The organism is Mucilaginibacter sp. UYCu711, from assembly GCF_050433825.1.
In the GTDB taxonomy this organism is placed as follows: domain Bacteria; phylum Bacteroidota; class Bacteroidia; order Sphingobacteriales; family Sphingobacteriaceae; genus Mucilaginibacter.
In genome coordinates this window covers 153,641-165,021 of record NZ_JBNPWM010000004.1, presented here as the reverse complement: position 1 = coordinate 165,021, position 11,381 = coordinate 153,641, and the positions used below count along the sequence as shown (strand labels likewise).

At 39.2% G+C, this 11,381-nt stretch carries 12 protein-coding genes; 9 read left to right on the top strand and 3 right to left on the bottom strand.

The genetic code is table 11. From position 1 onward, the window contains the following. The first annotated feature begins 42 nt into the window (after positions 1-42). Positions 43-291 carry a helix-turn-helix domain-containing protein gene (locus ABIB50_RS10155; RefSeq protein WP_429379531.1) on the top strand — a complete coding sequence of 83 codons (249 nt, stop codon included), beginning with the start codon at positions 43-45 and terminating at the stop codon, positions 289-291. A gap of 182 nt (positions 292-473) precedes the next feature. Then, positions 474-1,031 (top strand): hypothetical protein, encoded by a 558-nt coding sequence (locus ABIB50_RS10150; RefSeq protein WP_429379529.1) that lies wholly within the window; start codon positions 474-476, stop codon positions 1,029-1,031. Between the two features lie 83 nt (positions 1,032-1,114). Here ABIB50_RS10150 and ABIB50_RS10145 read toward each other — a convergent pair whose 3' ends face one another. After that, the gene (locus tag ABIB50_RS10145; RefSeq protein ID WP_429379527.1) at positions 1,115-1,450 is read right to left on the bottom strand and encodes a hypothetical protein; all 336 of its coding nucleotides are present in this window, start codon (positions 1,448-1,450) and stop codon (positions 1,115-1,117) included. 574 nt (positions 1,451-2,024) lie between these two features. Between ABIB50_RS10145 and ABIB50_RS10140 the strand changes: the two genes are divergently transcribed. The 3 genes from ABIB50_RS10140 to ABIB50_RS10130 are packed head-to-tail and all read left to right on the top strand — an operon-like array spanning position 2,025 to position 7,684. Beyond that, entirely contained in the window at positions 2,025-5,003 is a 2,979-nt protein-coding gene (locus tag ABIB50_RS10140) for a SusC/RagA family TonB-linked outer membrane protein (RefSeq protein WP_429379525.1), read from the top strand. Between the two features lie 10 nt (positions 5,004-5,013). Continuing rightward, positions 5,014-6,360 (top strand): RagB/SusD family nutrient uptake outer membrane protein, encoded by a 1,347-nt coding sequence (locus ABIB50_RS10135; RefSeq protein ID WP_429379523.1) that lies wholly within the window; start codon positions 5,014-5,016, stop codon positions 6,358-6,360. Continuing rightward, a complete protein-coding gene (locus ABIB50_RS10130; protein WP_429379521.1) occupies positions 6,350-7,684 on the top strand; it encodes a TlpA family protein disulfide reductase in 1,335 nt (444 codons plus the stop codon). Before ABIB50_RS10135 ends, ABIB50_RS10130 begins: the two co-directional genes overlap by 11 nt. A gap of 48 nt (positions 7,685-7,732) precedes the next feature. On the opposite strand, the gene ABIB50_RS10125 is transcribed toward ABIB50_RS10130, so the two are convergent. Both ABIB50_RS10125 and ABIB50_RS10120 read right to left on the bottom strand, forming a co-directional pair. After that, positions 7,733-8,044: a hypothetical protein gene (locus ABIB50_RS10125; RefSeq protein WP_429379519.1), complete on the bottom strand. Its 312-nt coding sequence runs from the start codon at positions 8,042-8,044 to the stop codon at positions 7,733-7,735. A gap of 34 nt (positions 8,045-8,078) precedes the next feature. After that, on the bottom strand, positions 8,079-8,579 hold the full coding sequence (locus ABIB50_RS10120) for a MauE/DoxX family redox-associated membrane protein (protein WP_429379517.1): 501 nt from the start codon (positions 8,577-8,579) through the stop codon (positions 8,079-8,081). Between the two features lie 282 nt (positions 8,580-8,861). On the opposite strand from ABIB50_RS10120, the gene ABIB50_RS10115 reads away from it, so the two are divergent. From ABIB50_RS10115 to ABIB50_RS10100, 4 genes are all read left to right on the top strand, one after another. Further along, entirely contained in the window at positions 8,862-9,119 is a 258-nt protein-coding gene (locus ABIB50_RS10115) for a hypothetical protein (protein ID WP_429379515.1), read from the top strand. Between the two features lie 217 nt (positions 9,120-9,336). Next, positions 9,337-9,714, top strand: coding sequence for a hypothetical protein (locus ABIB50_RS10110; protein ID WP_429379513.1), 378 nt, complete (start codon positions 9,337-9,339; stop codon positions 9,712-9,714). A gap of 237 nt (positions 9,715-9,951) precedes the next feature. Next, positions 9,952-10,227 carry a hypothetical protein gene (locus tag ABIB50_RS10105; protein WP_429379511.1) on the top strand — a complete coding sequence of 92 codons (276 nt, stop codon included), beginning with the start codon at positions 9,952-9,954 and terminating at the stop codon, positions 10,225-10,227. Between the two features lie 51 nt (positions 10,228-10,278). After that, positions 10,279-11,205 carry a toprim domain-containing protein gene (locus ABIB50_RS10100; protein ID WP_429379509.1) on the top strand — a complete coding sequence of 309 codons (927 nt, stop codon included), beginning with the start codon at positions 10,279-10,281 and terminating at the stop codon, positions 11,203-11,205. Positions 11,206-11,381 lie beyond the last annotated feature (176 nt).

Below are 11,381 nucleotides of genomic sequence, written 5' to 3'. Positions count from 1 at the left end.
AACTATTAATATTTCATCTTTCCTGTTCATTAGAAGCATAAGATGATCAGCGATTTAGATAAAGAAGTGTTAATTTTGTTCGGAAATCATCTTAAATCATTAAGACTTACTAAGAAGCTGACATACAGAAAAATGGCACTCAACTGCAATATTGACTATGGGGATATTCAAAAAATTGAAAGTGGAAAGGTCAATATCACCATACTTACCCTTAGAGAATTGGCAAAAGCACTGGAAATAGAACCTAAGCTTTTATTGGATTTCAAAGGCATGGGTAATATTGTGCGATAAAATCTACAAGAAGGTGCCAACGCAATTGAGCAGCTAATAAAAATGCCGTGGATATACAAATAATCGATTCACCACCGTTTAGTTAACAGAGGGTACACATTTTGAATTAACATAACGAGGGTATCCTTTGGTAACTACTATCTTTTAAGCAATCTTTGTTTCAGACCGTACCAAAACCGACTATGAAAAAATTAAATAAGTTTATCGCCTGTGTAATTGCATTGATGTTTCTTGCCATTTCTTTGCTAAGGGCACAACCCAGGGTAATGGTTTACAACGGAAAAATTTCTCTTAAAAGCGGTACCCTGGCACCCGTTGAAAAAGATTTTGCGGGTTCTGCCGATAGTCTTGATAAAAATCTAAAAATCCATCCTAACGATACAACAAGTCTGTTTTTCCGGGCGCTGATTTATCTGCAGTTCAACAGTTTTGTGATGAACCCCGACCCTGGCAGCAGCCAAGCGACGAACAAACTGTTATTAGCTAAAAGTATGGCCGATCGGGCGGATAGTCTAAATATGAAAAATTTCTATTTAAAGGTGCTACAAGCCCAGCTTTGCAGCGAATTAGTGACAAGAAATGCGCCGATAGAAACATGGCGGTTCAATGAAAAGCAAATGGCGGAAAGGAGAAAGAAACATGACTACTATAAAGAATTAGCTAACCATTACTACGATATAGCGGCTTTAATTGATAAGAACAATGCTTATGCTTATCATAGATTAAAGATTAACGAATAATCTTTTGTGTCTTGAATAATATATAGAGATTCGAAAATCTAAATACTTGCTTGTGCCGTCACCCTTTTTTAAAATGAAAGTTATCATTTATCATTTTCACTTTTAGCGCCGATCAAATGACTGATATCCCTTTTTTCGTAATTACTCAAAGCTTGCTTTTTTACGATAGCCCAAATCAATTCAATATCTGTTTCGGTGATATCTGCCAATTTCAAAAGATCGTTGACGGTAAAGTTCTCAGGTGCATTAAATTTGGTAACATAACCATTTGTGCCAATTCCTAATGCAGAAATCAGACCCGTGGGATACATATCACCAATTTCGGACATCTTTTTTATCTTTCCTGTCTCAAATCTTGACTGAATTGAAATAAGCGTACTTCTTAGTTTTTCAGAATTTACACGTGGTTTTTTAGCCATTGTATCTTTTTGTTTGGCCAAAAGTCCAACGGTTTCATTGATATAATAAATTATAACACTATATCGATGTGCATTAACACTAAAATAGTGTTAAATTATTTGTTATTGATGTTTTAGTTCACTAAATTTGAATTACCAATCAACAAATTATGTGATTGGACGGGTTTGCAAGCAAATCTTGCGAATACGGCATTTGAATTTTGAATCTTGCTTTGAAAATGTAGGAATTTTAGAAGTGCGAGATGCAGGAGACAAGTGCCCATTCATTATCTTTGGCGATAATGGTGGGCACACTCTTGTATGCACTTCGGCCTCCTACAGGCTTCAAAGCGTACTTGAGTGGGGTCCGCCATTACTGTTAAACTCCACGCATATCGGTTCATTGCTTTCAAATGAAAAATTTTGAAAAGATGAACTATTATCCAAATTTCACTTACCAACTTATTATTTGTGCCCCTGAGTAATTTTCCGGACACGGCAACCGTTTGGTCAGTTTTTAGTTAATTCTTCCTCATTCAGGTTGCCGTATTTTATCTGGTTCCGACTTCCAATTATTTATTAACTCTCTGAATACATGAAAAAAACTATACTCTATATAGTCCTGGCCACGCTTTGCCTTTTTTTTAAAGCGTTCGCACAGGAAAAGTCCCAAAGTGCAAAGCAAGAACTGCATGGCAAAATAATAGATGAGCAAGGTTTGCCACTGCCCGGTGCAACCATTAAAATAGCCAATCAAAACACAACCGCTATTTCAGATAATGAAGGTAAATTTAACATTAGTACGAATGCCCTGAGCGGATCATTTTTGATTTCCTTTGTCGGTTATCGAACAGCAATTACTCCATTCCCTTCAAACTTAAACGAGACTCTTATTATCCAATTGAGAACAGATGCAAGTTCGTTAAACGAGGTTCAAGTGATCGGCTATGGACAAACGACTAAACGGTTGAATACAGGCAGTGTTTCCACAATACTCACCGCTGAAATTGAGAAGCAGCCCATCACCAATATTTTGTCTGCTTTATCTGGTCGAATGCCAGGCGTATTTGTACAAACAACAAACGGGCTTCCCGGCGGTAATGTCAATATCCAAATTAGAGGAAAAGGATCAATAACCGCCGGAACTGCCCCTTTATATATAATTGATGGCGTGCCATTCGGTTCCGCTATTGGCGGAAGTTTTACATCGGCGGGTGGCGTACTTGGTTTAGGTTCTGTAAATGGAACCGTAAGTCCCTTTAACAGTTTGAACCCCGATGATATCGAAAGTATCAGTATCCTGAAAGATGCTGATGCGAGCTCGATTTATGGTTCAAGGGGTTCCAATGGTGTTGTTTTAATTACAACAAAAAAAGGCAAAGCAGGTAAAACAAAAATTGATTTAAATGTAAGCCAAGGAATAGATAAAGCGGCCAGTCTTCCCCGGCTTCTAAACTTGGCACAATACTTACAGATCAGGAATGAAGCATTTAAAAACGATGAATTAACACCTTCAAATGATCCAAACGATCCGAATTATGCACCTGATCTAACTGTTTGGGATACTAAAAAATCCACCGATTGGGCTAAATACCTGATTGGGGGTACTGGACACATTACCGATGTTCAGGCATCTATTTCCGGAGGCAGCGAAGGTAACAGTTTTAATATCGGAGGGAATTTCCATTCTGAAACTACCTACTTAACGGGTGATAACCTTTATCAGCGCGGTGGAATACATTTTAATTTTAATCATACCTCTTTAGATAAAAAGTTTTTTCTTCAGTTCAATAGTTCCCTATTAATAGATAATAACCAATTATCTAATCCATCAAATGTCGCAACAGACTTACTTCTCCCACCAAATTATCCCTTGTATGATGCAACAGGTAATTACAATTGGTTCTCAGTCAACCCAGTAGCGGAAACAAAGGCGACCTCTTTAGCGAATACAAATAATATAGTAAACAACGTATTGCTAAGCTATAAGATCTTACCTGGATTAACGATAAAGACCAGTGCAGGGTATAATCAAATCACGCTTAAACAAACACAGTTATTTCCTACAGTTTCCCTGTATCCCGGTACCACGAACTATACAAATTTTGGTGATAATAGTACGCATTCTTATATCATAGAGCCACAGATTACCTACGATTACCATTACAATAAATCCACTTTAAACGCGCTGGTCGGTGGAACTTACCAAAATACACTGTCCAAAGGCAGCCAGATCATAGCCAGTGATTTCAGTTCTGAAAGTTTGATGAATAATTTTAGTTCTGCAGGTACTTTTAATTTACTAAACAGCTTCACGCAATACAAATATGAATCAGTTTTTGGCCGGGCAACTTATAACTATGACGAAAAGTATTTATTAAACGCCACTGTCCGTAGAGATGGTTCATCCCGTTTTGGCCCAGTTAATCAATTTGGAAATTTTGGGTCTGTCGGAGCCGCCTGGATTTTTAGCGGAGAAGAGTTTGTCAAAAATGATCTACCATTCATAAGCTTTGGAAAGTTAAGAGCCAGTTACGGGCTTACCGGTAATGATCAGATTGCCGATTACCAATATCTGTCAACCTACGGCAACTCTGGCTATACTTATCAAGATCTTTCCGGGCTTAAGCCGAACCGTATTGCCAACGCCCAATTTCATTGGGAAACTACGCGTAAGCTCGAATTTGGCTTGGACTTAGGTATCCTTAAAGATAGGTTATTATTTAGTATCGATTATTATCGTAACCGCAGCGATGATCAGTTAGTTAATTACAAAATTCCTTATTTAACCGGCTTTGCCACTTACCAGGCTAACCTTCCTGCCGATGTTCAAAATAAAGGTTGGGAATTTGATATAACGTCCAAAAATATACAAAACAATAGCTTTACTTGGAAAACGACCTTTAACCTGACCATGCCTAAGAATACCTTGTTGAGTTTTGACAATCTGGCAACTTCAAGTTATGCGCAAACGCTATTGATCGGTTATGATATTACAAGAATTTATGGAATCAGGTTTACCGGAATTGATCCGGCCACTGGATTAGCCAATTATGCCCCGCCAACTGGCAGTACATCTTCTGATCCCTATTATTACAACACAATAGGAAAACGAACCCCGGATTTGTACGGCGGCATTGGTAATAGTTTTACACTTAAAAGATGGCAACTGGACATCTTCGGACAATTTGCAAAACAAAAAGCGTTGGGTGGTCTACTTTATTCTCCCGGCCTATTACTCAACAATTATACGGTCATCTTAAACAGGTGGAAGCCAGGTGACCAGACTAATGTTCCTTTATCATCGAATAATCCGGATTATAATTACACTACTTCATCAGCCAATTATTTTGATGCATCGTATTTCAGAATTAAGAACGTTGCCCTTTCCTATACTTTACCAGCGAAATTGCTTGAAAAAATCAAGATGAGCAGTTTGAGTATTTATTTTCAAGGTCAAAACCTATTTACCATCTGGCATAAGGATTCAGCTCTGTTAGACCCGGAATCTGGTGCAACACCCAACCTTCCCCCAGCAAAGACTTTCACTACGGGCATCCGGTTAACCCTTTAAATATATCATCATGAAAAATTATATCATTTTGTTTTTGGTAACTATCCTATTGACAGCGGGATTATCCGGCTGCAAAAAACTAATTGATGTTGCTACGCCACAGAATCAATTAACGACGGATAAAATATTTTCCGATACCACCAGCACAACTGCTTCTTTAATAAGTATTTACGCGCTGTATGATAAAACCATCGACCCCAATTATAATAAATACCTGGGGCTCTATACAGATGAACTAAATTACCCAACATCAACCTCTAATGGTTTTTTACTTAGTAATCTGGCTACAACCGATGCCAATGTTTTGAACATTTGGAAGAACAACTATTTTGCTATTTATTCCTGTAATGATATGATCACACAATTGCAGGCATCTAAGAGTCTTCCAGGTACGGTTGTTTCTTCCTATACTGCCGAAGCTAAATTTTTGAGGGCTTATTCTTATTTCTATCTTATTAATTCATTTGGCGCTGTACCGCTCGTTTTGAATACAAATGTGGATCAGAACGCAAGTATTGCACAATCGGATTCCGCTTCGGTTTACCGTCAAATTATATCTGATCTTAAGGATGCACAGGCGGTTTTATCATTAAATTATACTGGTAATGGCAAGGTAAGGGTTAATAAACTGGCAGCAACGGCCATGCTGGCGAGGGTGAATTTATATCAAAGAGACTGGATAAATGCAGAGGCCAACGCCACATTGGTCATCAATTCCGGCTTATACAGTTTAGTTACGGCCCCATCTGGTGTTTTCCAAGCTAATAGCAATGAGGCAATCTTCCAATTTTACACGCAATTTGGATTTATCACAGATGGGCCAACTTTGATACCGAGTTCCGGCAGGCCGCTATATCCGATTACTACTTCATTAATCAATGCCTTTGAACCAGGCGATCTTCGAAAAGCTAATTGGACAAAATCTACTGTTGTTAGCGGGACAACATTTTATTACCCATATAAATACCGTAACCGAACCACAAATACGAGTACCCCGGAATACCTGATGGCACTACGTCTTGCTGAGCAATATCTGATTCGTGCAGAATCAAGGGCAAATCAGGGCAATGTTTCAGGTGCGGTAAGTGATCTAAACCAGATCAGGACGAGAGCGCACCTGATTCCGCTATCGACAAATATAAGTCAAAGCGCGGCCTATAACGCAATTGCCCAGGAATGGCGTGCGGAATTCTTTAGCGAATGGGGGCATCGTTATCTTGATATAAAACGAACAGGGCGATTAAACGCCATCATAAGTGCCTATAAATCCACCTGGTCATCAAAATCTCTTTTGTTACCGATTCCTCAAAATGAAATTACTTACGATGCTAATCTTAAACAAAACAATGGGTATTAAATATGCGATCTATAAATATTTTTGGTTGTTTATAGTAATTTGCTTAACGTCAACCAACTTAATAGCTCAAAATACAGGTAACCAGCCTCACGAATTAAAAATAGGTGAGACGATACCGCCAGGGATTTTAACCGGCTTACTTAAAACGACAAGTGGGTCGATAAACATTACAAGTTTATATCAAAAAGGCTTATTAATCATAGACTTTGGAGCCACCTGGTGTGTACCCTGTATTAGAGAGCTACAGGAACTGGATACACTTAGTAGAAAGTATAATGGCAAATTGAGCGTTTTATCAGTTGCTTATGAAGATAAAAAGGCAATTGGCTCATTTTTCCTAAAGCATAAGGAAATCGATATTTCTTTATTTACCATCATAACCAGTGATACCTTGTTCACAAGGCTTTTCCCTCATAAATCATTACCACATAATGTTTGGATTGACAAGCATGGCATCATTCAGGCAATAACAGGCTCAGAAGAAATAAATGATAAAAACATACATGCTTTTTTAGGAAATGATAAGCCCAATTTGCTTACCAAGCACGACAATATGAAATTTGATTTTTACGAACCCTATCATTTAGCAGATACCAATTTTAGTTACAGAGCTATATTTGCCCGCTATAATCCTGAAATCAATAGCGGGTCCTTAAATGACAGAAATGTCAATCCGAATTTTTTAATGAAAAGGGCATTCGCTTGGAATTTAGGTATAGTAGATCTATTTTGGTTAGCGGCATTTCCCCAATTGAATTATGTGTCACAATTTCCAAATTATTCTCGAATAGAATTTCACACAAGAGATTCTGTCCGTTTTATTCCCGAAAAATATGAGACGATTAAAAAGGCAAATGTGAATCTATGGTCTTTAAAAAACCTTTTTTGCTATGAACTGATACTGCCGAAGCCAATACCAGATACGCTGTTTTCAAAATTTATGGTGGCTGATTTAGAACGAAATTTTAACGTGGTTGCCAAAATTGAAAAACGGGATCAGCCCTGTTTGGTGATGACAAGAAAGAAAGGTTTGGGGGAATTTCCGATATCTAAAAAGAAAACTAAATCATTTGACATTGAACTTCATGATATTGCCGTCCATAAAATGACCGTTGATGAATTTCTGAACGAAGTATTTGTTAAATGGGATACTATGCCAATTTTAAATGAAACAAGGATTAGCTATCCCTTAGATTTTCTTATTCCCTTTGATAAAGGGGTTAAACTAACCGACATTATTGCTTATCTTGAAAAGAACGGATTTGATTTAAAAGAAGAAATACGGCCCCTAAATAAATTAGTCTTATATGATATGACTAACTAAATTATATCGTAAAATAAGAGAGGAATTAACCTCTCTTATTTTATTTTTCTATTGGTAACGTATAACAACATTAGGTTTACCAGTAGCAGTACCTTCGGCACAACGATTACCTGAACCGCTACAGCTAAAATCTGCTTGCGCCTGAGAAACCGATTTCCCATTCTCTGTACCGGGAATAACGGTTACACCATCGGTGTCATAATGTACCCAATTGTATAGTTGGTCTGCTGCTTTCGGTGCTGCCTGAATTTTTTGAACAATAGCCCCGCCGATGCCCACAGTGAATAATAAAGCCAGTAGGCTTACTTTGATTGAATTTTTCATTTTTTTAAATATTTTGTATGTTTTCAAATTCGCCATTGATTTATAGTACAGGCAACGGCACAACCTGCTTTTACGCGCGTGAAAGATCTTTATATGGGGTTTGTGTATATAAGTCGTTTATGGATAGTTTTTTTTTGGGCAGGAATCTGATAGAGATTATTCCGGTGATTATAAAAAATGCATTGAATAAGAGATGTTGTTGCCATCCCATTTTGGATATGATTCCCCCGCAGGTGCATGGGAGGTGTGAGCCGGATAGTAGCATAGTGCCGATATAGATTTCAAAAATGATCAGCAGGATGACCGAACTATAGAGTGCCATGATTCTGAGGTTTGGATAGAAGAAGCCGGCTGCAAGGCCGATGGCGATCAGCATTTCAATACCTGGCACGAGCCAGCCTAAAGCTGGGGCAAGGATTTTCATTAGGGGAACGGGTGCCAGGCGCATTTGGAATACGAATTTATCATAGTCGAGGAATTTACTGACCGAGGTATAAATAAATAATAACATTAATAATGAAATGATAAGGGTCGTAAAAATGATTTTTTCATAGGTTGTTGAATTCTTCATTTGGTTAGTTGCTGATTTCTATACAAAGTAAATACAACTAATGGCTCTAAAACAGTAGTAAATGGGTAGTAGGGTTTCCTGGAAAAGTTTCAAAAATTTATAACGTATTGATCCACTTTTACAGTTAGGGTTTCGACAAATGGCCTGAAAATTGAATATTTCGTGCCTGATTTATTACTACCCTCTTACCGCTATCATTTTTTTGTCTTTAAAGTATATTATTTTGTTGGTGAATAAGCCAACATTCATTAATTTTTACGTTCAATAGTACTCCCTGTTTGTATGGCGAGAAATGCATACTTTGATAATCATCCGGAATTCCAGCAGTTGTCGTTTGCGCTGGTAGTCGGAATTATACAGCTTATGATAGACGAAAACCTGGTATGTTGTGAGGAAAGGAACGGTTTCTACCATGCGGCAAGAGATTTTAGGGGGCTGGCTAATGCCTATTATGCCAGCCTTGATCAAAGTGTAAAGACCGATCTGATCGAATTTTTCCGCTACAAACGTTATTTGTGCCCTGTACCAGCCGCTAACTAATATTCTGTTGCATCCTCACTAATTGTTCGGGACAAAGTCACCATGATGTCCTTTTTATTCTCCGCAGTAGTTTCTACTAACCCTGATTTCGCGTTTGAACAAAATTTTGCGGGCACCAGATATGACTTTTTTTAAGATTTTAATTTTGTTTTTCAATTGCCGAACTGTTTGTTAGTGCGCTAATTATCAGCTATTTAATTTAATTCCAAATCAGGGGGTGAAAGGTTTCTTTCACCCCCTTTCCCTGTTTCTCCGCCGCTTATTTTTTTTCCTTTGCCTCCATGATGAACGCAAATCATCGGAGGAAACCATGCTGAAGCTAACTGATTTACTGGTGTTGTTAAGAGAATCCGCAGAAACCGGCGTCACTAATGTCGCCTGTGCTCAGGAACCCATTCAACCGCAGATCACCAAAGCTGAAGCTTACCGCCTTTACGGCAGAAGCATTGTAGACCGCTGGATCGCTGAAAAGCTGATCAGTCCTCTTGGCTCCAAAAAATCCGATTCCTCCAAATGGTTTGACCGCTCAAAGCTGGCAGCGATTGCCGCTTCGAGCAACCGCATCACCTATTTGCCGGTGGCAAATAGGAAGTAAGCTGGTGCTTACACAGACGTTATTTGACATCGGGGGATGAAGCATTATCCTGTCAGCAAACAGGAAATCGGGCGAAGGTGAGATTATATCTATCCGAAAGCGCCCGGGCAGACGCGTGTCCGTATTGTAGAATACGAGGTGAGTAGTCCCGAATTATTATAGTAACAGCCGTATTCCGGCTTTACAACCAAGGGGAGCAATTTGCTCCCCTTTTTTATTGGCAAGAACTGAAGAATTATGTTATTGGAAATTTCACCATATCAGCTAAAGCAACTTTGGGCACTTGCCGCTGCCCTCGGTGCCCAGATCGCCCTGGTCAGAACAGGTCAGTTAAAACCTTACCTGTCCAAGGCTGAGGCGTACCGCCTATATGGCCGCAAAAATATAGAGGCCTGGATCAGGGAGGGTATGCTCACACCGCGTAAAGATGGGGATCATTCCGCCAGTTGGCGGCTAGACCGCATTGAAGCAGAAACCATTGTCCATGCGATCAAGGCCAAATATATCCTTTAAATAAGCAAGCAGTCCCGCTGCCTTGCAATTAACAATTAAACAATTAAGATTATGGCTGAATTATTAACCGCCGGGGAGGTCAAAGACACGGTTTCCCTAGCTGACCTGCTGGGACGTTTAGGTTTTCGTCCCGCGAAACGTTCGGGGAAAGAATTGTATTTTTCTAGTATGGTCTGCGATTCCGATACGAAATCTTCTTTTACCGTAAATGAAGATCTCAATGTTTGGTACGACCACGGCCTGGGTAAAGGCGGCAATGTTATCGATTTTTGCCTACTCTACTGGAAAACATTATCTTTTTCGGAGGTGCTGGCGAAAATCAGCGAGACCTGTCAGGGCACATTGTGTGAACCAAAACCCGCTAACGAGCTTAAGCGGCGTCGTCACGCCATTAAATTACCACACTATCATATCGAGGAACTCAAGGATTTAGGTAATAATGCATTGTTGACTGCTTACTTACAACAGAGAGGGGTTTGGGAAATGGCGCACGGACGGCTACAGGAAATCTATTATTATATAGAGGATGAAAAGAGACTGAAGAAATTTTTCTTTGCAGCCGGCTGGAAAAATGAGCAGGGTGCCTGGGAAGTACGTAACCGGAACTTTAAAGGTTGTCTTGGACATAAAGCGATTACCTTAGTGCCGGGAAATGATCAAAGACTGGTTATATTTGAAGGCTATTTCAACTATCTAAGCTGGCTTATTGACCACGAGAATGAAAATCCCACAGTGCTTATTTTGAACGCCCTTTCTTTGCTTGAGTTGGGTAAAAAAATAGCGCGTAGCTTTCACGAAGTGGATTTGTTCTTTGACCGTGATCTTGCCGGGCATACTGCCTCTATTGCGTTCGCGGCAGCGATACCGCAGGCGATTGACAGGTCAGAGGCTTATTTAGGCTATAACGATTACAATGACCATATTGTCGCTGTACAATGGCAATTTAAAAGCGACGGCGTTTCCAACACCTTAGCATAATAATTTTTAAATGACGATAAATTAATCATCGTTGGCTTTCAGCTACATAGTTATACTTTGGGTTTTCCCCTTGCAAGATGTTTTTTTGTAAGACAAAAATTCCCTACGCTCATTTTTTAGTCTTCCAAAAAACACTTGCCTTAAAGCGCCTTCGGCCGGCTTTAAGGAAGTATCGG

What these genes read in the sequence shown, in the direction of transcription:
- ABIB50_RS10155 (WP_429379531.1), top strand. Translation starts at nt 43, where the DNA reads ATGATCAGCGATTTAGATAAAGAAGTGTTAATTTTGTTCGGAAATCAT.
- ABIB50_RS10150 (WP_429379529.1), top strand. Translation starts at nt 474, where the DNA reads ATGAAAAAATTAAATAAGTTTATCGCCTGTGTAATTGCATTGATGTTT.
- ABIB50_RS10145 (WP_429379527.1), bottom strand. Translation starts at nt 1,450, where the DNA reads ATGGCTAAAAAACCACGTGTAAATTCTGAAAAACTAAGAAGTACGCTT.
- ABIB50_RS10140 (WP_429379525.1), top strand. Translation starts at nt 2,025, where the DNA reads ATGAAAAAAACTATACTCTATATAGTCCTGGCCACGCTTTGCCTTTTT.
- ABIB50_RS10135 (WP_429379523.1), top strand. Translation starts at nt 5,014, where the DNA reads ATGAAAAATTATATCATTTTGTTTTTGGTAACTATCCTATTGACAGCG.
- ABIB50_RS10130 (WP_429379521.1), top strand. Translation starts at nt 6,350, where the DNA reads ATGGGTATTAAATATGCGATCTATAAATATTTTTGGTTGTTTATAGTA.
- ABIB50_RS10125 (WP_429379519.1), bottom strand. Translation starts at nt 8,044, where the DNA reads ATGGCGAATTTGAAAACATACAAAATATTTAAAAAAATGAAAAATTCA.
- ABIB50_RS10120 (WP_429379517.1), bottom strand. Translation starts at nt 8,579, where the DNA reads ATGAAGAATTCAACAACCTATGAAAAAATCATTTTTACGACCCTTATC.
- ABIB50_RS10115 (WP_429379515.1), top strand. Translation starts at nt 8,862, where the DNA reads ATGGCGAGAAATGCATACTTTGATAATCATCCGGAATTCCAGCAGTTG.
- ABIB50_RS10105 (WP_429379511.1), top strand. Translation starts at nt 9,952, where the DNA reads ATGTTATTGGAAATTTCACCATATCAGCTAAAGCAACTTTGGGCACTT.
- ABIB50_RS10100 (WP_429379509.1), top strand. Translation starts at nt 10,279, where the DNA reads ATGGCTGAATTATTAACCGCCGGGGAGGTCAAAGACACGGTTTCCCTA.